Genomic DNA, 24,633 nt, shown 5'->3' with positions numbered 1-24,633 from the left:
GTCAAGACAAGCAACTTGCCCCGGGTACCGGGACTGACGATAGACAGATTGGCTGCGGTGAGGCAGTCATGAGGGTAAGGGACGAAAACATGGGTAAGGTAACAGGGTTTCTGGAAATCGACCGGCAGGTGGCGAAGTACCAGCCCGCGTCGGATCGTATCCGTCATTTCCGCGAGTTCACGATCCCGATGTCGGACCCGGAAGTGCAGAAACAGGCCGCGCGCTGCATGGACTGTGGCATCCCCTATTGCCACGGCCCGACCGGCTGCCCTGTTCACAACCAGATTCCCGATTGGAACGACCTCGTCTACAACAACAACTGGGAAGCGGCGATCCAGAACCTGCATTCGACCAACAACTTTCCAGAGTTCACCGGTCGCGTCTGCCCGGCGCCCTGCGAGGAAGCCTGCACGTTGAACCTCGAGGATGCGCCGGTCGCCATCAAGACGATCGAACAGGCGATCGCCGACAAGGCCTATGAGCTCGGCTTCATCCGGCCTCAGCCGGCCACGGTCCATACCGGCAAGAAGGTCGTCGTGATCGGCTCCGGCCCGGCGGGTATGGCGGCCGCCCAGCAGCTCGGCCGCGCCGGCCACGAGGTGCATCTCTACGAGCGCGAGACGAAGCCGGGCGGACTGCTGCGTTACGGTATTCCGGATTTCAAGATGGAGAAGAACTTCATCGACCGCCGCGTCGAGCAGATGAAGGGCGAGGGTGTCACCTTCCATTGCGGCGTCAATGTCGGCGTCGACGTCAAGGTCGAGCAGTTGCTCGCCGATCACGACGCCGTCCTCTACTGCGGCGGCTCCGAGACGCCGCGCGAGGCGGGTATCCCAGGCACCGACCTTGCGGGCGTGCATGATGCGATGCCCTATCTCGTGCAGCAGAACCGCCGCGTCGGGCGCGAGAACATCGACAGCGTCGGCTGGCCGTCGGACCCGATCCTTGCCGGCGCCAAACATATCGTCGTTGTCGGCGGCGGCGATACGGCTTCGGACTGCGTCGGCACGGCCTTCCGCCAGGGAGCCGTCAAGGTTACCCAGCTCGACATCCGGCCGCAGCCGCCGGAGAAAGAAGACAAGCTTGCCGTCTGGCCTTTCTGGGCGACGAAGATGCGCACCTCCTCCTCGCAGGCCGAGGGTGCGGTGCGTGAATTCCAGGTGGCCACTCTTGAATTCGTCGGCGAAGACGGAGTGCTGACCGGTGTCAAATGCTGCGAGGTCGATGAGCGCCGGCGGCCGGTTCCAGGCACGGAATTCGTCATCCGCGCCGATCTCGCCTTCATCGCCATCGGTTTCCGCGGCCCGTTCACAACAAGCGTGCTGAAGGAGCTCGACGGCAAGCTGACGCTCAACACCGACAAGCGCGGCTCGACCAACGTCGTCGCCAACGACCGCGACTACAAGACTTCGGTCGACAAGTTCTGGACGGCGGGCGACGTGCGCCGCGGCCAATCGCTGGTGGTTTGGGCGATCCGTGAAGGCCGCCAGGCAGCGCGCGCCATCGACGAGGAATTGATGGGCTCGACCGTACTGCCGAACTGACCATCGGCTGCGCACACTTCCCGAAGACACGAACTCCGCCTTTCCGGCGGAGTTTTTTGATTTTGGCGCGAAAGCCAGAACATGCGAAATGGGCTAGGTTGGTCTGCGCTTAAACCGCGCCTCCAAGTCCATTTCCATCACGACGTCGGTCTGCAAGTCGTCGCCGACCGCAAACGTGGTGCTCCCGGTTGCCGCAAATCCGGCCCGCTTATAGAACGCTATTGCTCGCGCGTTTCGCTCGAACACGGTTAGTTCAAGTCGCGTAACGCCGCGCTGTGCCGACTCACTCACAACCGTATCGAGAAGATCGTTCGCCAATCCGCTTCCTCTCCATTCGGCATCTATGTAAATCCGGTTGAGAAGAGCCGAGCGACTTTCGGTTGACCCCACAACGACTTGTGCAAATCCGATGATGAGATCATCGGTCGTCGCCAGGAAAACAGCGGCTGAGAGATCGACAATCTCCGCTTCCTGACGTTCCCTGTTGAAATTCTAATAGATATAGGCGTCAAGATCGGCGGCTGCCGTGTTGCTGCTGTAGGTTGCACGGAATAGCCTTGCGGCGAATTTGGACAAGGCTCCCGCATCCGATTGGCACGCACGTCTGATCACGAAAGAGCCCATCAACCCAATGCCTGCCAATGCTTGATTGAATTTCGGCGACGTCACGAAAGTGGATGTCCTGAGACGATCGAGGCATAAAATGTCTTACGCAGACGTTCTTTGCAAGGATGCCGCCCGCAAAGTCCCGCTGCGAGCACGTTTGGACCTCAGACGGCGCTTTTCACTTGACCGAGACTTCGGCCGGCGCTTTTGCCACAGGCAGGCGGTAATCATCGACGCGGCCGGGAGGTGCTGGCGTCATTTCGCCCTGCTCGACCAGGAGATCGCGCGGCGATCGCGTCAAAGTCGGCGGCGGCGGCCTGGCGCCGAGAAGCTCGGCGCCGCCGTCGAGATTGGGATCGGAGAGACTGATCGGCACGGTATGTTCGACCGGATTGGCTGGAAGGCCGAGACCGGGCAGATTGCTGGAGTCGAGCCGGACCAGGTCGGGGCTTGCCTGCGTACCGAGAAGACGCCGCGCCGGTTTTTCCACATAGAAGGCAAGTTTGCGCCGGCCGGCCTGGGTCAGGTTGATGCCATCGGAGGTGCGCAGGCGCACCTGCTGACCGTTCACATCCGAACCGGTGACGATGAAATTGCCGTTTTCATCGACGAAACCATCCCAGATATCGACGAATTCGCCGCCGATGCTTTCGACCTGGTTGCGGTAAAGCTGATTCATCTGGACGGCATCGGCCGTCATCGAATCGGATTCGAAGGCGGGGAGGCCGACCCAGAGCAGCGGGATCTTGCGGCCGGTGACTTCCTTGCCGAAGGAAAGGACACGACGGCGGTATTCACTGAACCAGCCGTCGGTACGGAATTTTTCCTTGGCGGTGTCGGTCACCATCTGCTGGCGGTCGTTGGCGCCGATCATGACGACGACCATTGCCGGCTTCAGCTCGTCGATCATCTTCGGCAGCTGTTCCGGCCAGTCGTAATAATCGTCGCGGACAAGACCCGAGGAGACGTTGCCGCGGGCTTCGACGACCACACCCGGTGAGGTCTCGAAGGCGGCGGTGAGGCCGTCGCCGAGGCCGCTGGCCAGGAAATCGCCGACGATCAGGATCGTCCGGGCGTCGCCGAGCTTTTGCACCGCCGGCTCCTCCTGTATGGGAGCGCGGACCGGCGGCGCGGTGCGGGTACTGATGATGGCCTTCGGCGCCGGCAGGCGTTTGCGCTGCTGGCGTCTCGGCTGCTGGACGTCAGGGGCTTGCGGCCCGTCATCGAGATAGCGCCGGCCGAGAAAGAAATCGAGGATCGATCGGCGTTGATAGCGCTGCTCCTGGGCTTCGGCGACATGCACCGGCGCAAGGGCGCCAAGGCATAGCGAAGCCGCCGTCAAGGCGAGCACGAGCCAACGGATTTTACGGGTCCGATCAGTTTTCTCAGTCATGGGCAGTTCCGCATCTGCCGGCATCTTGCACGTGGGTAGGCCAGCGTCCACCCCCGCTCTTATCTAGGTCACGGTTCTGCCTGTTGTAGAGCATCATGCCGAAAAGTGTGTGGGGTTTTCGGGCGGTATCATGCCCTATTTCCTTGATTCAAATGCGGATTGAGATTTCCGGCCAATTCGGCCGGATCATCCCGATCTAGCGGCGCAATGCGTTCAGAAGCGGCAAGGAGGGCTCGCCGTCCGGCTGCATGCCGATGCGCGACTGCACGGCCGATATCGCCGCCTTCGAACCCGAGCCGAAATTGCCGTCGACCTCGCCATTGTAGTAGCCGAGTGTCTTCAGGCGGGTCTGCAGCTCAAATTTCTCGGTGATATCGAGGGCACCGTCCGGGCGCGGCCAGCGCTGCTGCATGCCGCCGTAGCCGGCGATCTGGTCGGCCAGCAGACCGACGGCAAGCGCGTAGCTGTCCGAGGCATTGTAGTTTTTGATGGTGAAGAAGTTGGCGGTCATCAGGAAGCCCGGGCCACTGGGCCCGGCCGGCATCTTCAGCACGGCCTTGGCGGCGCTCTCGCGGAAGGCCTTGCCGTTCGGGCGGATCAGGCCGAGTGCTGCCCATTGGGCCAGCGTATGGGTCTTGCCGGCCTGCTGGGCGACTGCGGCGGGAACGACGACCTCGTAGCCCCAGGTCTTGCCTGCGTCCCAGCCGTTTTTCATCAGGAGGTTGGCCGAGGTCGCCAGCGCGTCGGGGATCGAGTTCCAGATGTCGCGATGGCCGTTGCCGTCGGCATCGACGGCATAAAGCAGGTAGCTTGTCGGAATGAACTGGGTGTGGCCCATGGCGCCGGCCCAGGAGCCGGTCATCTCGCGTGCCGGCACATCGCCGTTCTGCAGGATCTTCAGCGCGGCGACCAGCTGCTTCTTGGCGAATTTGGCCCGGCTCGGATCGGCATAGGCAAGTGTTGCCAGGGCGCGCGGCACGTAATGCAGCCGGTCGTCCTTGTCGAGGACCGCGCCGTAATTCGATTCCATCGACCAGATGGCCAGCAATATGGTCTTGTCGACGCCGAACCGCTGCTCGATCGCAGCGAGCGTTCTTGCGTGCTTGACGGCCATTTCGCGGCCGATCTTGACCGTATAGGGATTGACGCGGGAATCGATATAGTCCCAGATCTTCGAGGTGAATTCCGGCTGGTAGGCCGCCTTTTCGAGCACGGTCGGATCGGGCTCGCTCACCCCGGAAAAGGCCTTTTGATAGGTTGCCTTACTGATGCCACTCTGAGCGGCAGTCTGGTAAAAATCCGCGATCCATTTCTGGAAGCGGGAATCAGCTTTCGCGTTGTCGGGGACCAGTGCCACCTGGGCGGCGACAACGAGGGCGAGAGCAAGACCACGAAGGGAGTTTTTGTGATTCTGGGTCATCGACAGTCGTATCCGTCATCTTCAGTTTCCGGTGCAGCGGGGCATCATGTCCGCCCAGACCCGAGACTACAGGAACGGAGTCAACAAATTCTTTACCATGGCGACCCGCTGCGGTCACCATTTGCAAAACAGTAGCAATTCTATACTAGTTAAAGCTAAAAAACTCCATTTCCAAAGCGATATGATCGAAGCAGGAGGCCGGGTGTGGCTCAACACAACAAAGTTCGTAAAGCAGTATTTCCGGTTGCCGGGTTGGGAACGCGATTCCTTCCGGCGACAAAGGCTGTTCCGAAGGAAATGTTGACCGTCGTCGACAAGCCAATCATTCAATATGTCGTCGATGAGGCGATCGAGGCCGGGATCGAACATCTGGTCTTCGTCACCGGACGCAACAAGCACGTCATCGAAGATTATTTCGACATTCATTTCGAGCTGGAACAGACGCTGCGCGAGCGCGCCAAGAAGGCGGAAATTACCCTTCTCGCCCAGCAATTGCCGAAGGCCGGGACGGTGAGCTTCACTCGCCAGCAAGAGCCTCTCGGCCTCGGCCACGCCGTGTGGTGCGCCCGCGAGATCGTCGGCGACGAGCCCTTCGCACTGCTGCTGCCCGATATGATCATGAAGGGCGACAAGGGCTGCATGAAGGGCATGATCGACCTCTATGCCCAGAGCGGCGGCAATATCATCGCCGTCGAGGAATGCGCGCCGGACCAGGCGCATAAATACGGCATCGTCGGCGTCGGCGAGGCGATCGGCGACGGCTTCCGCATCACCGGCATGGTGGAAAAGCCTGCCAAGGGCACAGCGCCTTCCAACTTCTTCATCAACGGCCGCTATATCCTGCAGCCGGAGATCTTCAAGATCCTCGAAACCCAGGAGCGCGGCGCCGGCAACGAGATCCAGCTCACCGACGGCATGCTGAAGCTGCTGAAGGAACAGGATTTCGCCGGCTACCACTTCCGCGGCGCGACCTATGACTGCGGCGCCAAGGACGGCTTCATCCTGGCAAACGTCGCCTTCGCTCTCGAACGCGCCGATATCCGCCCCTCCGTCGAAGGCGGCTTCAGGGAACTGCTGGCTGGCCTGAAGTAAGGTTGCTGCTCAGCGCAGATTCAAAGTGATAGAGCGCCGCGCTTCCTATCGGACGCGCGGCGCTTCCATTTTCCCGATGCAAACCGTTCCCGCACTTTTGCTGGAGTTGCTCTAAAACGCGTCGCGATCTTTCAGATTCGCTCCTCGCGATTTAGCTCTTTGTTTTTCCGCATGTCGTTGTCGCAAAACCGCGGCATACTTTTGCGCGACACGCTCTAGCGTTTCAGCTTGAGACCGACGCCGGCACGCCATTGCTGCGAATTGGTGCCTTCCTCGCGCGTCGTCAGCTCGTAGCCGAGCGTGCTGGTTAGATCGAGATAGCGGTTGATATTCCAGGTCAGGCCGGTTGCGGCGGTATAGACGAGCTCGTCGTTGATGGTGCTGTCGGTGGGATAATCGCGCCATATCACCCCGCCGATCATCGTCCCCACCAGATTGTCGCGCAGCTGGTGGGTGACCGTCGTCGTCAGCGCGTGCGAGACGTAGCCGCTTTCGCCTGCCGTGGTCGAGGGCTGGATGCTGGTCTGCAGGTCGAGATCGACATCGGTGCCGCGGATCGGCGACCAGAGCAGGCTCGCATCGAGCGTGGCGGTATCGATCGAGGACAGGCGGCTGTCTTCGAAATCCGCCATCTCGTAGCCGACGCCGACTTCACCTTTCAGCTTTTCACCGAGATCGACCTCGACGCCTGCCTTGGCGCCATAGCTATGGCCGGAACGCTCGTAGCCGGCGGAATCTTGCGTTTCGTCATAGACCGTGCGGCCGATGTTGGCCTCGATGAAGGGGATGAGCGCGGGCGACAGCTCGTAGCCGACACGGCCACGCAACGTGCCCGTCGTCTGATTGCGGTCGCTGAGGGAGACGGTCGTGCCGTTCGAAAGTTTAGCGTCCGAATAGATCGAGCGTGTCAGCGCAAGTGCAGTCGTGCCGCGCAGGATCCCGAAATCGCGCTGGACGGAGGCGCCGGCCGAAAATTCCTGGACGTCCGACTGCTGCGCGGCGTTGGTGATCGCGTCGGGATCATCGGTGTCCTCGCGGTAGAAATTATAGCCGGCGATGAGGTGCGCCGTGGTGTCGTCGGGAAGATCGAGCCTGAGATCGCTGTTGATCTTGAAGGAGGGCTGTTCCTCACCCTCGCCGCTGACATTCTTCTGCCAGGCGCCTTCCGAGGTCACGGTCAACTGATGCCGGCCCCAGTCCGAGGTCAGGGTCGCTGCTGCGTCCGTTTCAAGAAAGGCGCGCCGTTGCGTGGTATTGCCGTCCTTGGTGGTTTCAGTGTTGATGCTCTGGGTGACGCTCGGGCGGAGCACGAACGTGCCGATCGGGATTCCCGGCGTTTCCTCTTTCGAGGCGCTTTCGGCAGCCCTGCGGCGTGGCAGTGTCTCGTCGAGCGGCGCTTCACGGGTGTTCAGCCGGCGTATGTCCTCGTCGAGGATGGAACCGGTAATGTCGTCGCCCGCTTGTGCATCGGGTATGGCGGGCCGCTGCTGGGTATCGTCCGCGTTTGCGGTCGTGCCGTTTGCCGCGGGAGCGGCGGTATCGTCGGTCGCGTCATCGAAACCGGCGACGGATGCGGCGCTGTACGTGGTGCGATTGTCCTGGGAGGCGGCGGAGCGGCTGCTTGCCGGTTGCGCCGAGGCGGATTGCGCGAAGGCTGCCGTCTGACTGAGAAGCAAGCAGCCGAACGCAACAAAAGAGACGGCACGGCTCATGGCGCGGAGCGGCGTCACACTGCTCGTCTGGTTTGGCTGGGCCATGCAATTCGCGCCTGACATGCTTTCGGTTCTTACCCAAAGGTAAAGCCTCGTGGTTAATCATTCGTTGCTGTCGGCGGGTACTGTTCACAGTTCGGAAAGAGTGCGGGTCGGAAAGAGTGCGGGTCGGAAAGAGTGCGGGTCGGAAAGAGTGCGGGGTGGACTTGGAAAGTGAAAAGGTCTAACGCAACTTCATGAACAGTAGAGCGATAAACCTCGTTGAAAACAGCGTGCTCGAATCGGCAAAACGCACGATAGAGTCCGAAAGACGCGGTCTTGAAGCGCTCGAACAGGCCTTTGACAAGGGATTGGCCGGTCCTTTCACACGGGCCGTCGAAGTCATCGGCGACATCTCCGGACGGGTGATCGTCACCGGCGTCGGCAAGAGCGGGCATATCGGCGCCAAGCTCGCGGCGACATTCGCTTCGACCGGAACGCCTGCCTTTTTCGTGCATGCGGCGGAGGCCAATCACGGGGATCTCGGCATGATCGCGCGCGACGACGTCGTGCTGGCGATTTCCAAGGGTGGTGAGAGCGCCGAACTCAAGAGCATCATTTCCTTCACGCGGCGCTTCTCCATTCCGCTTATCGCGATCACCTGCAGCGAAGGGTCCTCGCTCGCGGCCGCCGCCGATATCGTCCTTCTGATGCCGAACGAGCAGGAGGCCTGCCCCAATGGGCTGGCGCCGACCACCTCGACGCTGATGCAGCTTGCCATCGGCGACGCGTTGGCGGTGGCGCTCCTGGAGGCGCGCGGCTTTACCGCCACGGATTTCCACGTCTTCCATCCCGGCGGCAAGCTGGGCGCGAGCCTGATGCATGTCGCCGACATCATGCATACCGGCGAGCGGCTGCCGCTCGTTGCCAAGGGCACACCGATGCCGGAGGCGATCACGGTGCTGTCGCGCAAACATTTCGGCTGCGTCGGCGTGCTGGACGAGGATGGGCGGCTCTGCGGCATCGTCACCGAAGGCGACATGGCGCGCAATCTGACACGCAATCTTTCAGAGCTTGCCGTCGATGACATCATGACGAAGACGCCGAAGACGGTGAAGCAGACGGTGCTGGCGACCACAGCCCTGGCGCTGCTTAACCAGCATCACATCGGCGCGCTGATCGTCATCGACGACGACTGCCGGCCGGTCGGGCTGGTGCATTTCCACGACCTGCTGCGGATCGGCGTCGCCTGATCAGGCTCGTTTGATCAGACGGGCTCGACCGTCAGGTCGCGGCCGTTGCTCGAAACCACCTTCACTTGCGTTCCGGCGGGCAAGTCGGGTCCCATCACCTGCCATAGCGTATCGTCGAGACGAATGCGGCCGCGGCCTTCGCGGATCGGTTCGTGCAGCGTCGCCGTGCGGCCGACGAGGCTCGCACCGCGCTGATTGAGGAAGGGCTCGTCGGTCGTCGCATTGCGCAGCGTCAGCCGGCGGCCGGCGAAGGTCGTGGCAACGGCGAGAAGCGCAAAAAGGATCGCCTGCAACTCCCAGACCCAGAAGGCGCTGTCCCAGAAGAGCAGCGACAGTGCACCGACGATCAAGGCAGCAAGTCCGATCCAGACCAGGAAGAAGCCGGGAACGATCAATTCCGCGGCGAGCAGCACGAGGCCTGCGACCCACCAGCTCCACGGACCGAGTTCGGCGACGATCTTCGCCAGCATGGCTTATCGCTCCTGCTCGGGGTTGAAAGGATTGGGGGTCGACGGATTGATCGGCGGCGCCGAGCGCGCCGGTGCGGGACGCGGACGCGGCGGTACCGGCAGCGGCGTTGACGGGCTGTTGCCGGCATCGCCGAAGACTTCGCGGGCAATGGCGCCGATGCCACCGAGCGAGCTCAGGATGGAAGAGGCTTCCATCGGCATCATCACGATCTTGGAATTGGGCGCCGAACCGATCGAGGTGAGCGCCTCGGTATATTTCTGGGCGACGAAATAATTGATCGCCTGAATGTCGCCGGCGGCGATCGCCTCGGAGACCATCTTCGTCGCCTTGGCTTCGGCCTCGGCCAGACGTTCGCGGGCTTCAGCGTTGCGGAAGGCGGCTTCGCGCTGGCCTTCGGCCTGCAGGATGGCGGATTGCTTGGCGCCTTCGGCCCTGAGGATCTGCGCATTGCGCGAGCCTTCGGCCTCCAGCACCTGGGCGCGCTTTTCGCGCTCGGCCTTCATCTGGCGGGCCATCGCATCGACGAGGTCGCGCGGGGGTTGGATGTCTTTGATCTCGACGCGGGTGACCTTGATGCCCCAGGGATGCACGGCCTCGTCGACGACGCGCAGCAGCCGGTCGTTGATCGCATCGCGGTTGGAGAGCAGTTCGTCGAGATCCATCGAACCCATGACCGAGCGGATGTTGGTCATGGTCAGATTGAGGATGGCGTTTTCGAGGTTGGAGACCTGATAGGCAGCTTGGGCGGCGTTCAGCACCTGATAGAAGGAGACGGCATCGGCCGAAACCGAGGCGTTGTCCTTGGTGATCACCTCCTGGGTCGGCACGTTCAGCACCTGCTCCATCACGTTCAATTTGGCGCCGACGCGCTCGATGAAGGGGGTGATGAGGTTGAGGCCTGGCTCCAGCGTGCGGGTATAACGCCCGAAGCGCTCGATCGTATAGCGGTAGCCCTGCGGCACGGTCTTGATCCCGGCAAAGAGCACCAGGATGACGAAGATGACCAGCACGATCACGACGATGTCGAAGCCGCCGAACAGCATGAAAATTCCTCCTATCGGCGCATGCGCGCCTGCCCAACTCATGTGGTGAGTTAGCACGTTCTTTGCGAAGAAGAAATGATGGCACAACCGGCTGACCTCCAAGCGAAAAGGAGGTTCCGTTTCGTCTAAGTCATTGGGCTGTCGCTAAAGCGCGTCGCGATCTTTCAGATTCGCTCCCGCGCTTTAAGTCTTTGTTTATACGCATGTCGTTATCGCAAAACCGCCTCACACTTTTGCGCGACATGCTTTAGCTCCTCGTCGGATGCCGCTTTCTGAGGGAGGCCCTCAGACCCAGCCCTGCAATTCGCGGCGGACGACCTTTTCCAGCACGTTCATTCCGTCCTCGCCGTCGTTGAGGCAGGGAATATGCGCGAACTTCTCGCCGCCATTCTCGTGGAAGGAGTGGGCGGCCTGTTCGGCAATCTCCTCCAGCGTTTCCAGACAGTCGGAGACGAATCCGGGATTGATGACGGCGATGCGCTTGACGCCGCCCCTGGCGAGCTTCTCCACCGTCTTGTCGGTGTAGGGCTGCAGCCATTCCTCCGGCCCGAAGCGGGACTGGAAGGTGACCATGAAGTTTTCCGCGTTCAACCCGAGCCGCTCGCGCAGCAGCCGGCCGGTCTTCTGGCATTGGCAGTAGTAGGGGTCGCCTTGCTTGAAATAGGACATCGGTATGCCGTGGAAGGAGGCAAGCAGCATCTCGGGCTTCCAGTCGAGGGTCGAAAGATGCCTTTCGACTGACGCGGCGAGCGCCTCGATATAGGTCTCGTCGTCATGATAGGCGGGAACGGTGCGCAGCGCCGGCTGCCAGCGCATCGAGAGCAGTTTCTGGAAGGCCTTGTCGTTGACAGTGGCGGTCGTCGCCGCCGCATATTGCGGATAGAGCGGGAAGAGCACGATCCGGTCGCAGCCCTCTTCTTTCAGCGCGTCGATGCGCGAGGCGATCGACGGCGTGCCATAACGCATGGCCCAGTCGACCTTGACGTTATCAAGATCCTTCAAGCGCTCGGCCATCAGCTGCGACTGGTTGCGGGTATAGGTTCGCAGATAACTTTCGTTCCTCTCCTTGTTCCAGATCAGCTGATAGGCCTTGCCGACCTTCTGCGGGCGGGTGTTGAGCACGATGCCGAACAGGATCGGATACCACTTCCAGGGCGACCATTCGATGACGCGGCGATCGGTCAGGAATTCCCTGAGATAGCGGCGCATCGAGGTATAGTCGGTGCCATCAGGCGTGCCGAGATTGACTAGCAGGACACCGATCTTGCCTGACTTGACGGCCGGATGGTCCGTCGGGCGGAGTGAAATATCTGCTGTCATTCTGGCCCCAACACTCTTTGGTCCCGTCGGCTCATACGCAGCCTCGAGATCGTGGTTCACCCTATAGAAAGAAAAACCGGCCCGGGAAACCCCGGACCGGCCAGTGGCATCGGGACAAATCGTCTTACTTGGCGGGGACCTCGATCTCCTTGCCAACCGACAAGCGACGCGGGTTCGGCTTGCCATTGGCATCCGAAAGCTTCCGCCACATCGTGCCGTCGCCATAGAACGTCACGGCGAGATCCCAGAAGGTGTCGCCCGCGGCGATGACGTGGGTGGACGGCGTCGCTGCGGCAGGTGCGGAGGCTGCCGGTGCCGGCGCTGGTTCAGTAGTGGGTGCCGGGGCAGCAGGTGCCGGTGCAGCGGGTGCCGGTGCAGTGGGTGCAGGAGCCGGCTCGGTGGATGGAGCAGGAGCAGCGGGCGCGGGGCTGGGTTCGGCAGAGGGGGCCGGAGCAGCCGGTGCGGCAGGCGCCGGCTCGGAAGCGGAGGGAGCAGGCGCTGCCTGCGCCAGTTCGGTGACGCGGCCATCCGTGTAGGGCTTGTAGGGCGAATGCGCGGCGACATATTCGGCGGTCACGTCGGCAAGGTCCGGACCGTAATCATAGGCGTTCTTGCCGTCCTTGAAGATCGAATAGCCGTCGCCGCCTGATCGCATGAAGTTGTTGGTGACGACTTTGTAGGTCTTGGCGGGATCGATTGGAGCGAAATTGTCGCCCTCCTTCACCTGGACCTCGACGACGCGGCTGCCGACAGGCTTCGACTGGTCGAAGGAGAACTTCAGGCCGGCGACCTGCGGGAAGCGCCCGGCGCCCTGGTCGATCTGGCTGACACCATTTTCGAGCGCTTTAACGACATCTGCGCCGGTCGCCTCAAACGTGGCGAGCGTGTTCTGGAAAGGCAGGACGGTGATGACCTCGCCCTGGGTGACCTCGCCGCCGTCGATCGAAGCACGCAGGCCGCCGCCGTTCTGGACGGCGATGGTGACGCCCTGGTTCCTGGTGCGATCGAGCATGGCGTCGGCCACCAGATTGCCCATGGAGCATTCCTTGACGCGGCAGACCTTGCGGTCGCCTTCGATCGGGCTTTCGGAGGAGCCGATCACCTTCTTGCGCAGTTCTTCGATCGGTTTTGCCAGTTCGGCAATGCGGGCAATGAGGGCAGGATCGGGCGTAAAGGTGGAATCGATCAGGATCGGATCGCCCTTGGCATCTTTGACGACACCACTATCGTCGAAATTGACGACGAGATCGCCGAGATACTTGCTGTAGGAGGCAGCCTGGACGACCGGCACTTTATAGCCGCCGGGATTGTCGACCATGGTCGGATAGGGGCCTTCGGCCTTGGGGTCAGTGTTGGAGAGCAGGCTATGGGAATGGCCGCCGACGACGACGTCGACATCCGGGATCTTGGCGATCAGGGCGAGATCCCGGGGGTAACCGACGTGGGTCAACGCGATGATCTTGTTGACGCCCTGGCCCTTCAGATCCTGAACGGCCGCGGTAATGCTCTGGACGTCATCGGCGATCGTGACGTTCGGGCCGGGGGAGGAAAGCTCTGGCGTGTCATTTGTGACGGCGCCGACGATACCGATCTTCTGGCCGGCGACATCGAGCACCAGCGAGGGCTTGATGCGGTCGCCGAGCTTGGAGGCGGCTGTCGCCTTGACATTTGCCGTCACGACAGGGAACTGCACCTTGTCGAGGAAGGTCGCAAGCCCGTCCTCGCTGTCGTCGAATTCATGATTGCCGACGGTCATGGCGTCGAACTTCATCAGGTTCAGGAACTCGGCTTCGGCTGCTCCCTTGTAGGTCGTGTAGAAGAGCGAGCCCTGGAAATTGTCGCCGGCATTCAAGAGGAGGACGTTCTTGCCGGATAGCGCCTGGCGGCGCTGATCGATCGCGGTCTTCAGGCGGCCAGCACCCCCGAAGCATTCCTTCTTGCCTTCCTCTTCGGCCGAGCAGGTGGAGTCGAACTTGTTGATCGATTCGATGCGCGAGTGGAAATCGTTGATATGAAGAATATTGAGTTCGTAATCCGCAAAGGCGGCGCCCGTGCTCAGCGCCAGCATGGACGCGGTCAAAAGACCGAAGCTGAAAGACTTCGTCATCGCTATTCTCCTGATTGAGGCGAAAGATCCCCCTGATCCCTCGCTGATCCCTTTCATCGTGCGCCGGGGCGGTTTCCCGGCCTGCGGATGTTCCATCAGACGATGCACGACCGCAAGAGAAAGCTGGGCCAGGCGAGGCGCTTTCCAAGGGGGCAGGGCAAAAAAGCCGGGTTGCTTATCCCCGGCATTCGCGGCGTTTCGGTAGAGTTCGTGCACGGCCTCTGCAATATTCGGGACCGTGGCGAGCGCGATGGTCAAGCAGAGAAGGGAGACGAGGCGATGAAAGCGCCGGCCGACCCGTCGCAATCGGGAGCGGCGATGCCCTGGGCACGATATTCGTTGGCCGGCGAAACGACCGCAAATGCGGCAAGCGGCATGGCGAGCAGCAGGACGAGGTATGAGGCGAGGCCCGTATGCTGTGCTTAGCCTACCGCCTCATCTTCAGCCGCGGCGGGAGAGCGTGAACTGTGCGCCGGAATCGGAGGTGCAATTGAGCTGGCTCGGGTTGACGAGGGCGCAATTGACCTTGGACTGCGTCTTGCGCACCAGTGAGGTCATGTTGATCTCCACCAGGGTCGGTGAGGTGTTGATATAGGTGCCCGAGGCAAGAAGTTGGTTGCTGTCGGTCGTGCGGGTGGTGAAAGTACCGCCCTGGAAGGTCGAAACGATGCCATTCGGATCGCTCCAGTTGCCTTCGACACCAGTGGCGGCGGGCGCGGTCGCAATCGGCAGGCGACGCGGCTCAGATGAAACGCAGGCGGCTAGAGCGGCCGCTGCACCGACAAGAACGAGACCAGTTCTGATTTTCATAAGGCTTCTCCCGGCGAATCGGCGCGGCGGACAGCCGCCAAGTTCGGGCAAAACATGCCGCGCGCCCGGCATGAAGGCAAGCCTTGGTGGGGTGGCGTGCGGCATTTAGACAGCCGGCGTTACAAAAATGCCCGCCTTGCGGCGGGCATTGTCAAAGCCGTGCAGGCGTCCTCAGCGAACCAGAACGTTCCTGAACTGCCACGGATCCTTGGTGTCGATATCCTCGGGGAAGAGGCCCGGACGGCCGTCGAGCGGGGTCCAGTCGGTGTAGTGGCCCTCGACCGGGCCGAGATAGGGCATCTGCACTTCGAGGCAGCGCTTGTAATCGATCTCGTCGGCTTCGACGATGCCGGCATTCGGGTTTTCCAGCGCCCAGACCATGCCGGCGAGGACGGCTGATGTGACCTGCAGGCCCGTGGCGTTCTGATAGGGCGCGATACGGCGGGTTTCTTCCAGCGACAGGCGCGAGCCATACCAATAGGCATTCTTCTCGTGGCCGTAGAGCAGGACGCCGAGTTCGTCGATGCCGTCCTCCAGCTCGTCCTCGTCGAGAACGTGATGGACTGGTTGCGAGGTGCCGCCATTGCCGAACATTTCATGCAGAGAGAGCACGGCGTCGTTGGCCGGATGGTAGGCATAGTGGCAGGTCGGGCGGAAGGTCACTTCGCCGTCCTTGTCGCGAACGGTGAAGAAATCGGCGATCGAGATCGACTCGTTGTGGGTGACGAGGAAGCCATATTGCGGGCCGGGCGTCGGGCACCAGGTGCGCACACGGGTGTTGGCGCCCGGCTGTTCCAGGTAGATCGCCGCCTTGTTGCCCTTCTTGTGTTTCTTGGCGTTCTTCGGCATCCATTCTTCATGCGTGCCCCAGCCGAGTTCGGCCGGCTGCAGGCCTTCGGAGATGAAGCCTTCGACGGACCAGGTGTTCCAGAAGACGTTGAGCGGCTTCGGATGCTTGGTGCGCTGGGTGTCGCGCTCGGCAATGTGGACGCCCTTGACGCCGAGCTTCTTCATGAGCTTTGCCCAGCCTTCGCGATCGTGCTGGCCCGGTTCCTCGAATTTAAGGCCGGTATCGTTGGCGAGGTTGACGAGCGCCTGCTTGACCAACCAGGAGACCATGCCCGGATTGGCGCCGCAAGTGGAGACGGCGGTAGCGCCGCCGGGGTTCTTCGCCTTTTCCTTGCGCATGGTTTCGCGTAGCGCATAGTTGGTGCGGTCGGCATTGCTCATGCTCTTGTCGAAATAGAAGCCGAGCCAGGGTTCGACGACGGTGTCGATATAGGGAACGTCGAGTTTGCGGCAGAGCTTGATGATGTCGAGCGAGGAGGTGTCGACCGAGAGGTTGACGCAGAAGCCCTGGCCTTCGCCTTCCGTCAGCAGCGGCTTCAGCAGTTCCTTGTAGTTGTCTTTGGTGACATATTCCCGGATGTGGCGAACGCCGTGCTTCTTCAGGATCTCCATGTCGGAGGGCTCATCCCGCGGATCGATGACGACCATCCGGCTCTTGTCGAATTTGAAATGGCGCTCGATCAGGGGCAGGGTGCCGCGACCGATGGAGCCAAAGCCGATCATCACGATCGGACCGGTAATTTCGGCATATACCGGATAGTGTTGTTCCGTCATTCTTTTCTCCTGTGGAAGGCGACGAAGGCGTTCAGCCCGAAGAATTAATTTGAAATTGCCGCAGAAAGTGCGAGGTGACCGGCTCTAATCATAAAACGGCGTCACAATAAAGAGCGTTGACGGGGAAAGGCCAGATATCGAGCGGCAATAGAGGCCGGCGAAGCTGTCCTGGGGATCGGCAGCCCGCCTGGATTCGAGCTCTTTCAGATGGGCTGCGAGATCATCCATGATCGGCTCCTCTAAAATCAGCCCTTCAGGATTTCCAGTCCTTCGACCGCCGTCGTGACGGCAAGCTCGGTGATTTTGTATTCAGCAACGCCATTGAGGGTGAAGGGATCGGCGGCGACATAGGCCTCAATCGCGGTGCGATCGCCGATCGCGAAGATGACGCCGCCGGTGCGCGGCACCTTGCGGCCGGACGCCAGAAACCAGCCCTTGGCATAACCCTCCTTCACCCATGCCATGTGCGGCTCCATGTGCCTGTCGGCTTCGTCGTTGGGTTTCACATAGGTGAGGGAGAGGATGAACATCGTCAGTTCCTGATGAGGTTTGCGCGGATCAGGCCGCGCAGCGAGTTGCCGATATAAAACGTGCCGGCATCGAGATCGGCAAGCGTGATGCGGCCGACACGGGCTTGGCGCCGGCAGATGAGCTCGGTGCGCAGCACGCCGGCGAGCAGGCCGCAGGAGATCGGCGGGGTGCGCAGAATGCCGGTTCCATCGTCCAGAAAGATCGAGGTGATGGTGCCCTCGCAGACTTCATCGCGTTCGTTCAAAAGGATGACTTCATCGGCCTGATCAGGCCTGTATTCGGCCCGTGCGGCCTCGTAGGCGGCACGGCGCGTGGTTTTGACGCGCAGCAGCTTGTCGGCGGAATTCAGACGGGTTTCGGCGAGACGGACAGTCCAGGTAGTGTCGGGTGTCAGGGGCACGAAAGCGGCGCTCGTCACCTCTATACGGCCTTGCGCATCGAGGGTGAGGCGGATGCGCAGCGGACCGGCAGCGCCTGCAACGGCTTCGTCGAGTTTGGCCGCCGCCGCGATCGGTTGCGGGAAGCCAAGGCGACGGGCGGAGCGGGAAAGCCGGGCGAGATGCAGCCGCAGCCGGATGAAGCCCTCGCCGGGCTGCCAGCGCAGCGTCTCGATCAGCGAAAAATCGATCATCGCGCAATCCATTGGTCGCCGACGGCGAAGCGGGCCTTGAGCAGGCATTCCTCATATTCGGCCTCGGCTGTGGAATCAAAGACGATGCCGCCGCCGACGTTGAAGACGGCCCTGCCGCCCTCAAAAAGAGTAATCGTGCGGATGGCGACGGAAAAACGCATGGCGCCGGTCGGCGAGATCATGCCGATCGCGCCGCAATAGGCGTCGCGCGGGACATCCTCGAGCGCATGGAGGATTTCCATTGCCCGTATCTTCGGCGCGCCGGTGATCGAACCGCAGGGGAAGAGCGCGGAGAAGATGTCGCGGACCGAAATATCGGGGCGGAGCCTCGCCTGGACATGGCTCACCATCTGGTGGACGGTCGGATAGGTCTCGACGTCGAAGAGCTTCGGGACGTCGAGCGTGCCGACTTCGGTGATGCGGGAGATATCGTTACGCAGGAGATCGACGATCATGCGGTTTTCCGCCTGCGTCTTGATATCGCTGCGCATCGCCTCGATGATCTCGGCATCCTCGGCGGCAGTGGCGCCGCGTCTTGCCGTGCCCTTCATCGGATGGGTCTCGATCCAGCCCTGTTCATCGGTGCGGAAGAAAAGTTCGGGCGACCGCGAAAGGATGACCGGGCCGCCAAGATCGACCAGCGCGCCGTATTTGACCGGCTGGCGTTCGATCAGCGACCAGAAGGCGGCACTGGGATCGCCGTTCCAGCGGGCTTCGATCGGCATGGTGAGGTTCGCCTGATAGGCGTCGCCGAGCCGCAGGTGCTGGTGGAGGCGATCGAAGCGCTCTTTATATATTCGGAAATCCCAGGCGGCTTTCGGAGCGGTGAGGAATTCCTCGTTTTCGAGACGCTGTTTTGGCTGGGCAAGCGGATGCGTATCGGCCTGCGGAGCGTCGAAGACGCCGAAACAGATGAGCGGCGTGTCGCGATGTTCCCCGGCGAAGGGAGCGAGTTTTTCCTCGAAGAGGTATCCGGCCTCATAGGCCATGTAGCCGGCAAGCCATTTGCCTGCGGCCTTGGCTTCTTCCATCCGGGCAAGGCCTGCAAAGAACTCGGCGCGCGTCCTGGCAACGATGATCTCTGCCGGCTCGGCGAAAAGCATCACCTGTCCGGTCGTGTCGTCGCGGAAGAGGATGTAGGGTTGGTCAGCCACGCCACGCTTTCGGTTTGTTCTGTTCCTCATTGCTCAAAATCTGATTGGGAGCGTGAAGCATTTTCCCGCTTCTCCCCGAGGGGAGAAGTGACCCGTTGCGGCCCGTCCGCCTTTGGAGGAGAGGCTCTCAGCCCCTATCCAACGCTTCCAACTCGTCGATCAGCCCTTCGATCATCGACAGGCCCTGGCTCCAGAACGACGGATCGGTGGCGTCGAGGCCGAAAGGCTTCAGCAGTTCCGAGTGATGCTTGGTGCCGCCCGCCCTCAGCAGCTCGAAATACTTCTCCTGGAAGCCTTTCTCGGCTTTCTGATAGACGGCATAAAGCGAATTCACCAGGCAATCGCCGAAGGCATAGGCGTAGACATAGAAGGGCGAGTGGATGAAGTGGGGGATATAGGCCCAGTAGGTCTCGTATCCTTCCGAAATGCTGATCGCCGGCCCGAGGCTTTCCGACTGGACGGAGAGCCAGAGTTCGCCAATGTCGTCAGCTGTCAGTTCTCCTGATTTGCGGGCGGTGTGCAGCTTGCGCTCGAATTCGTAAAAGGCGATCTGGCGCACGACCGTGTTGATCATGTCCTCGACCTTCTGGGCGAGCATCGCCTTGCGCTCGCGTTTGTCGGTGGTCTTTTCCAGCAGCGCGCGGAAGGTCAGCATCTCGCCGAAGACGGACGCGGTTTCGGCAAGCGTCAGCGGCGTCTGGCACATCAGCGCCCCTTGCGCACCGGCGAGAACCTGATGCACGCCGTGGCCGAGTTCATGGGCAAGCGTCATCACATCGCGCGGCTTGCCCATATAATTGACGAGCACATAGGGATGGGCCGAAGGAACCGTCGGATGGGCGAAGGCGCCCGGCGCCTTGCCGGGACGAACCGGGGCATCGATCCATTGTTCGTCGAAGAAGCGCCTGGCGATATCCGCCATCTCAGGGGCAAAATTGCCATAGGCCGACAGCACCGTATCCTTCGCCTCCGGCCAGGAGATGATGGCGCTGGAGGTTTCCGGAAGGGGCGCGTTGCGGTCCCAGAAATTCATCTGCTCCATGCCGAGCCATTTCGCCTTCATCTTGTAATAGCGATGCGAAAGGCGGGGATAGGCTTCGCGAACGGCCGCGGCCAGCGCGTCGACGACCTCGCGCTCGACACGGTTTGCCAGGTGGCGGCTGTCGGCGATGTCCTCGAAGCCGCGCCAACGGTCGGCGATCTCCTTGTCCTTGGCAAGGGTGTTGGTGATCAGCGTGAAGGTGCGGATATTTGCCTTGAAGGTTTCAGCGAGCGCCATGGCTGCCTTGCGGCGCACTTCAGGATCTTTTTCCTGCAGCCTGTTCAGCGCCACTTCGAGCGGCACTTTCTCGCCATCGATGTCGTAGCGAAGTTCCGCCATGGTTTCGTCGAAGAGGCGGTTGAAGGCAGCGGCCGATGTCATCGACTTCTCGAGGAAGAGCTGTTCCAGTCTGTCGTCGAGCTGGTAGGGCTTGTCCTTCCTGAGGTCGAGCAGCCAAGGGCGATAGTGCCCGGCGGGGGGATCATTCACCATGCAGGCGTCGATCACCGTGTCGTCGATGCGATTCAGTTCCAGCGCAAAGAACAGGAGATGGCCGGAAAATTCGGTGATCTTAGCCTGCACGTCGCCGTAGAGCTTGCCGTTTGTCGGGTTGGTGGTGTCGGAGAAATAGGTGAGGCCGGCAAAGGAGCCGAGGCGGCCGACGACGTCGTCCAACGCCTCATATTCCTTCAGCGCCGCGCCGATGCCCTCAGGGCCCGTCTTCGCTGCCGCCTCCGTGAGTTTGCCCTTCCACTTTTCTTCAAAGGCGATTGCGGCCTTGCCGGCTTTTTCCATGTCGGCGACAAAGGCGGTGGAGGTTGCGGAGGGATAAAGATCCTGCAGCTTCCAGACCGGCAGATCGCCGAGCGCCGGGTCGGCGGCCCCAGCTGGCACTGCTGGAGATAAAAGAAGACCGACGTGCGGGAGCTTGATTTTCATGAGCGCAATTCCTCTCCACTTTCATAACAGGTCTGATTGTCTAGCGCATCGGCCCGAAAATCGGAATCGATTTTCGGAAAGCACGATGCGAGGATTGAAAGTGTTACAGCGTCCTTTGCGCGCCTGAAAAGACGCGCGGCGCTGTAAGCGTGCGAAGGCCTCGCATCAAGGTTTTTCGGCGCATGAAAGGCGTCGCTTCGGCACGAAAATGACCCGTTCCAATCGTTAAAATGCAATTGTTTCTCAAAACTGGATGTTCAAGCCTTCCTGTCAGAGTGCGCTTTATGGTTTCGCATGAAGTGAGGCGACAATGACCGGTTACAATGAGCTCAAGGGAGCAGGGCAAATCCTCGTGGTCGAAGATGACCCCGTGCAGCGCCGCCTGCTCAAGAACGCAATCGAGCGTCACGGCCATGTCGTGCACCAGGCGGAAAACGGCCGCATCGGCCTGGAAATGGTCAAACGCGACAGCGGCCTTTTCAACGTCATCGTCCTCGACCTGATGATGCCGGAGATGACCGGCCTCGAATTCCTCGATGCGCTTCACGAATTCGGCACGCAGATCCCGGTCATTGTGCAGACGGGGCAGGGCGGGATTGAAACGGTGGTGCAGGCAATGCGCGCCGGCGCCTTCGATTTCGTCGTCAAGCCGGTCTCGCCCGAACGCATCGCCACTTCGATCTCGAACGCGATGAAGCTCGACCAGCGCGAAGTCAAGGCGCGAGCCGGACGGCGGTCGCGCTCAGGGTCGGTCGGCTTCGACGATATCGTCTCGGCAAGCCCGGCGATGCTCCGCGTCATCGATCTCGCCCAGCGGGCGGCTCAGTCCAACATTCCCGTCGTGCTCGAAGGCGAATCCGGCGTCGGCAAGGAGCTGGTGGCGCGCGCCATCCAATCCGGCGGCGACCGCTCGAACAAGCCCTTCGTCACCGTCAATTGCGGGGCGATCCCGCATAATCTGGTCGAGAGCATTCTCTTCGGTCACGAGAAGGGCGCGTTTACCGGCGCGACCGAGCGCCATATCGGCAAATTCATGGAAGCCGATGGCGGCACCATCTTCCTCGACGAGATCGGCGACCTGCCGCTCGAGGTGCAAGTGAAGCTCTTGCGTGCCGTGCAGCAGGGCGAGATCGAGACCGTCGGTGCACGTACCGCACACAAGGTCAATGTCCGACTGATTTCGGCGACCAACAAGGATCTGATCGAGGAGGTCAAGAACGGCCATTTCCGCGAGGATCTCTATTATCGCCTCAACGTCTTCCCGATCACCATTCCGGCGCTGCGCAAACGCAAAGAAGACATTCCCAATCTGGTGCGCGTCTTTGCCGAGCGCTTCTCCAGCGAGCAGAAGAGTGGTCGCCGCATGACGGTGAATGCCGGCGCGCTGGCGTTGCTGACCGCCTATGACTGGCCGGGCAATATCCGCCAGCTTGAAAACGCCATCTTCCGTGCGGTCGTTCTGGCCGAAGGGCCGGAGCTGACCGAGGCGGATTTCCCGCAGATCGCCGCCCAGCTTCCTGAATACGATGTGGTGGATCACCTGGCGCTCGTTGCCGACAATACCGGCCTCGATCCCGACGATGGCTATGGCGAGGATTTCAGGGCGTCGATGTCGGGAGAGGTGCACCACCGCCTGTCCGAGGCCCCGGAAAACGCGATTGCCAGCGTCAATCCTGCCGGAGACGTGCGCAGGCTTGCCGATGTCGAGGAGGAGCTCATCCGATTCGCGCTCAAATTCTATCGCGGACAGATGAGTCAAGTCGCGCGCAAGCTCGGTATCGGCCGGTCCACACTTTATCGCAAGCTCAAGGATTACGGCATAGACCCTGACAATCCCCAGAAAGATGCGGCTTAAGCGCTTTTCGTTAAGATTAAGGCAACCACGTTTTGTTACTAGTCATAAACCACTTGTTAGTGGCGCGTTCACTATGTAAAGAAAAGGTTGATCATGTGTGGCATTTTTGCCATCGTGTGACCGCATTTGACAGTCATCTGAGGCAGTACGGGACATTGTCTGTCTGACGGGGATCGAGTTGCCGAATCTGAATGGGAATTCCAAGCCTTCGCGCTTGAGCTGGCGCTTGTTGTGCGCCGACATCTGCGGAAAGGCAATAAGGACGGTAGCGGCCGCCCTTCTTGCACTCGCGGTTTCCTCACCGGTATTCGTTAGTACGCCTTCGCAGGCAGCGGGCGACACCCGCAGCCTCAAGCTCTACTTCATTCATACCGGCGAAAAAGCCGTCATCACCTACAAGCGCAATGGCAAGTTCGACCCGAAGGGTCTGGAGCAGCTGAATCGCTTCCTGCGCGACTGGCGCAAGAACCAGCCGACGAAAATGGACCCGCGGCTGTTCGACCTGATCTGGGAAGTCTATCGCCAGAGCGGTTCGAGGGACTACATCAATGTCGTCTGCGGTTTCCGTTCGCCGGGAACCAACGAGATGCTGCGTGGCCGCTCGCGCAATTCCGGCGTCGCCGAAAAGAGCCAGCATATGCTCGGCAAGGCGATGGACTTCTTCATTCCCGACGTCAAGCTGGCGACGCTGCGCGGCATCGGCATGAAGATGCAGGTCGGCGGCGTCGGCTTCTATCCGAAGTCGGGCTCGCCCTTCGTGCACATGGATGTCGGCGGCGTTCGCGCCTGGCCGCGCATGAGCCGCGACGAGCTGGTTCGGCTCTTCCCGAACGGCAATACCATCCATATTCCGGCCGACGGCAAGCCGTTGCCGGGCTACCAGCAGGCGATGGCCGATTATAAGCGCCGCGTCAGCGGCACGCAGATCCAGATCGCCAGCGCTTCCGAATCGGCGCCGAAGCACAAGACGCTGTTTGCCGCGCTCTTTGGCGGCGGGGCCGACGAGCAGGAAGACGAGACCGACGATTCCACCCCTGTTGCCGTTGCCAAGGCGACGCCGCCGAAGGCCGAGCCTGCTCCTGTCGAGCCGCAGCAGACCGAAGTCGCCGATCTGAACGCGCCGGTGCCGCAGGTTCGCCCGGCGTTCAGCAACCAGCCCGCCGGCAGCGAAGTCGCGAGCGCGCTCGTAGCGCCGCCTTCGGGTAATGCCGCACAGCAGGCTCTTACGGCCCTTCCGGTCGATCAGGCCCAGCCGCAGCAGTTCGCCGACCTCAGCGCCTACAGCATTCCGGTTCCCTCGCTTCTCGGCCAGCGCCGTGCGCCTGGTGACGCCGAGGTCGCGTCGACCGATCCCATGCTGACGGGCGCAAATGGGCTGCCGGTTCCGACGCCGATCGAACGCCCTGCCGTTGCCGAGAACCTTCTTGCTGCGGCCGAGGCCGATCCGGAGGCAGAAGCCGACGAAGCCGATCAGGACGCGCTGTCTCCTGCCGTGGCCGACGCACTCGACCAGCAGCGGAACGATGGGGAAAGCCAGATCGCGTCGAAGGCTCCGCCGCAGACGGTTGAGCAGGCGATCAACGCCGCGATGACGCAAAAGGCGCCTGCCGCAAAGCCGCCGCTCGAACTCGCGGCATTGGCACCGATGACCAAATCGGCAAGCTTTGGCGATAGTTTCGACGAACCGGCCGCCGAAAGCGCCGTGGCGCAGGGCCTTCCTGCCAAGGGTGGTCGCCCGACGCAGAAGGAAGCCGCCGCAGCGGATGCCAGCCGCACGACGGTGCGCACCGAGCCGAAGCTGACGGAAAAGATGATCTCGCAATGGGCGCTCACCAATGCCCGCCTGGAAATGGCCTCCAGGCAGGTCAAGGCGCCGCGGTTCGTCAGCCAGACGATGCGCGCCCAGCCGACCGCCGTCTATGCCGAGGGCTTCAACGTCAAGACCGCTTCGGTCGACCCGGCCCGCTTCAGCGGCACGGCTGTGAACTTCATGGAAGTGCGCAAGTTCAACACGAACTGAGCCTGCCGATCACGTAATATCGAAAACCGCCGGAGCGATCCGGCGGTTTTTCTTTGGCCGCTTCGACAGGTAAGGCCGCTGTTTAACC

General features: G+C 61.5%; 20 protein-coding genes and 1 pseudogene. 5 read left to right on the top strand and 16 right to left on the bottom strand.

Annotated elements, in window-relative coordinates; translation table 11 throughout:
* Positions 1 to 89: 89 nt before the first annotated feature.
* Positions 90 to 1,544: a glutamate synthase subunit beta gene (locus N2A41_RS18325; RefSeq protein WP_260109424.1), complete on the top strand. Its 1,455-nt coding sequence runs from the start codon at positions 90 to 92 to the stop codon at positions 1,542 to 1,544.
* 93 nt (positions 1,545 to 1,637) lie between these two features.
* On the opposite strand, the gene N2A41_RS18320 is transcribed toward N2A41_RS18325, so the two are convergent.
* The 3 genes from N2A41_RS18320 to N2A41_RS18310 form a co-directional block, all read right to left on the bottom strand.
* Positions 1,638 to 1,955, bottom strand: coding sequence for a GNAT family N-acetyltransferase (locus N2A41_RS18320; protein WP_260111071.1), 318 nt, complete (start codon positions 1,953 to 1,955; stop codon positions 1,638 to 1,640).
* Between the two features lie 373 nt (positions 1,956 to 2,328).
* Positions 2,329 to 3,567, bottom strand: a complete 1,239-nt coding sequence (locus tag N2A41_RS18315; protein ID WP_260109423.1) for an SGNH/GDSL hydrolase family protein — start codon at positions 3,565 to 3,567, stop codon at positions 2,329 to 2,331.
* Positions 3,568 to 3,739: 172 nt separating this feature from the next.
* On the bottom strand, positions 3,740 to 4,963 hold the full coding sequence (locus N2A41_RS18310; protein ID WP_260109422.1) for a lytic murein transglycosylase: 1,224 nt from the start codon (positions 4,961 to 4,963) through the stop codon (positions 3,740 to 3,742).
* A gap of 204 nt (positions 4,964 to 5,167) precedes the next feature.
* Here N2A41_RS18310 and galU point away from each other — a divergent pair, with 204 nt between their 5' ends.
* A complete protein-coding gene (gene galU, locus N2A41_RS18305) occupies positions 5,168 to 6,055 on the top strand; it encodes a UTP--glucose-1-phosphate uridylyltransferase GalU (RefSeq protein WP_003542870.1) in 888 nt (295 codons plus the stop codon).
* A 215-nt stretch (positions 6,056 to 6,270) separates the two neighbouring features.
* On the opposite strand, the gene N2A41_RS18300 is transcribed toward galU, so the two are convergent.
* Positions 6,271 to 7,812, bottom strand: a complete 1,542-nt coding sequence (locus N2A41_RS18300; protein ID WP_260109421.1) for an outer membrane beta-barrel protein — start codon at positions 7,810 to 7,812, stop codon at positions 6,271 to 6,273.
* 191 nt (positions 7,813 to 8,003) lie between these two features.
* On the opposite strand from N2A41_RS18300, the gene N2A41_RS18295 reads away from it, so the two are divergent.
* Entirely contained in the window at positions 8,004 to 8,999 is a 996-nt protein-coding gene (locus N2A41_RS18295) for a KpsF/GutQ family sugar-phosphate isomerase (protein WP_162116981.1), read from the top strand.
* Positions 9,000 to 9,013: 14 nt separating this feature from the next.
* Here N2A41_RS18295 and N2A41_RS18290 read toward each other — a convergent pair whose 3' ends face one another.
* The 12 genes and pseudogenes from N2A41_RS18290 to N2A41_RS18235 form a co-directional block, all read right to left on the bottom strand.
* Positions 9,014 to 9,469 (bottom strand): NfeD family protein, encoded by a 456-nt coding sequence (locus N2A41_RS18290; RefSeq protein ID WP_017967853.1) that lies wholly within the window; start codon positions 9,467 to 9,469, stop codon positions 9,014 to 9,016.
* Positions 9,470 to 9,472: 3 nt separating this feature from the next.
* Positions 9,473 to 10,513, bottom strand: a complete 1,041-nt coding sequence (locus N2A41_RS18285) for an SPFH domain-containing protein (RefSeq protein WP_260109420.1) — start codon at positions 10,511 to 10,513, stop codon at positions 9,473 to 9,475.
* A 285-nt stretch (positions 10,514 to 10,798) separates the two neighbouring features.
* Positions 10,799 to 11,833, bottom strand: coding sequence for a ferrochelatase (gene hemH / locus N2A41_RS18280; protein ID WP_260109419.1), 1,035 nt, complete (start codon positions 11,831 to 11,833; stop codon positions 10,799 to 10,801).
* A gap of 124 nt (positions 11,834 to 11,957) precedes the next feature.
* Entirely contained in the window at positions 11,958 to 13,940 is a 1,983-nt protein-coding gene (locus N2A41_RS18275) for a 5'-nucleotidase C-terminal domain-containing protein (RefSeq protein ID WP_260111070.1), read from the bottom strand.
* 186 nt (positions 13,941 to 14,126) lie between these two features.
* Positions 14,127 to 14,317: pseudogene (locus tag N2A41_RS18270) on the bottom strand (hypothetical protein); the annotation flags it as partial.
* A 64-nt stretch (positions 14,318 to 14,381) separates the two neighbouring features.
* On the bottom strand, positions 14,382 to 14,750 hold the full coding sequence (omp10, locus tag N2A41_RS18265; RefSeq protein WP_017967851.1) for an outer membrane lipoprotein Omp10: 369 nt from the start codon (positions 14,748 to 14,750) through the stop codon (positions 14,382 to 14,384).
* 171 nt (positions 14,751 to 14,921) lie between these two features.
* On the bottom strand, positions 14,922 to 16,373 hold the full coding sequence (locus N2A41_RS18260; RefSeq protein WP_260109418.1) for a homospermidine synthase: 1,452 nt from the start codon (positions 16,371 to 16,373) through the stop codon (positions 14,922 to 14,924).
* Between the two features lie 84 nt (positions 16,374 to 16,457).
* On the bottom strand, positions 16,458 to 16,601 hold the full coding sequence (locus N2A41_RS18255) for a hypothetical protein (protein WP_260109417.1): 144 nt from the start codon (positions 16,599 to 16,601) through the stop codon (positions 16,458 to 16,460).
* 17 nt (positions 16,602 to 16,618) lie between these two features.
* Positions 16,619 to 16,903, bottom strand: a complete 285-nt coding sequence (locus N2A41_RS18250; RefSeq protein ID WP_260109416.1) for a YciI family protein — start codon at positions 16,901 to 16,903, stop codon at positions 16,619 to 16,621.
* Positions 16,904 to 16,905: 2 nt separating this feature from the next.
* Positions 16,906 to 17,535 (bottom strand): aminotransferase class IV family protein, encoded by a 630-nt coding sequence (locus tag N2A41_RS18245; RefSeq protein ID WP_260109415.1) that lies wholly within the window; start codon positions 17,533 to 17,535, stop codon positions 16,906 to 16,908.
* The gene (locus tag N2A41_RS18240) at positions 17,532 to 18,719 is read right to left on the bottom strand and encodes an aminodeoxychorismate synthase component I (protein ID WP_441005713.1); all 1,188 of its coding nucleotides are present in this window, start codon (positions 18,717 to 18,719) and stop codon (positions 17,532 to 17,534) included. Before N2A41_RS18240 ends, N2A41_RS18245 begins: the two co-directional genes overlap by 4 nt.
* 97 nt (positions 18,720 to 18,816) lie before the next feature.
* Entirely contained in the window at positions 18,817 to 20,670 is a 1,854-nt protein-coding gene (locus N2A41_RS18235) for a M3 family oligoendopeptidase (protein ID WP_260109413.1), read from the bottom strand.
* Positions 20,671 to 20,980: 310 nt separating this feature from the next.
* Between N2A41_RS18235 and N2A41_RS18230 the strand changes: the two genes are divergently transcribed.
* Entirely contained in the window at positions 20,981 to 22,525 is a 1,545-nt protein-coding gene (locus tag N2A41_RS18230; protein ID WP_130701470.1) for a sigma-54-dependent transcriptional regulator, read from the top strand.
* A 178-nt stretch (positions 22,526 to 22,703) separates the two neighbouring features.
* Positions 22,704 to 24,545 (top strand): DUF882 domain-containing protein, encoded by a 1,842-nt coding sequence (locus N2A41_RS18225; RefSeq protein ID WP_162116987.1) that lies wholly within the window; start codon positions 22,704 to 22,706, stop codon positions 24,543 to 24,545.
* Positions 24,546 to 24,633 lie beyond the last annotated feature (88 nt).

The sequence above is a fragment of the Rhizobium sp. SRDI969 genome, assembly GCF_025152725.1.
Taxonomy (GTDB): domain Bacteria; phylum Pseudomonadota; class Alphaproteobacteria; order Rhizobiales; family Rhizobiaceae; genus Rhizobium; species Rhizobium leguminosarum_I.
Note: the sequence above shows the minus strand (reverse complement) of the source record. Positions and strands in the feature narration are given on the sequence as shown.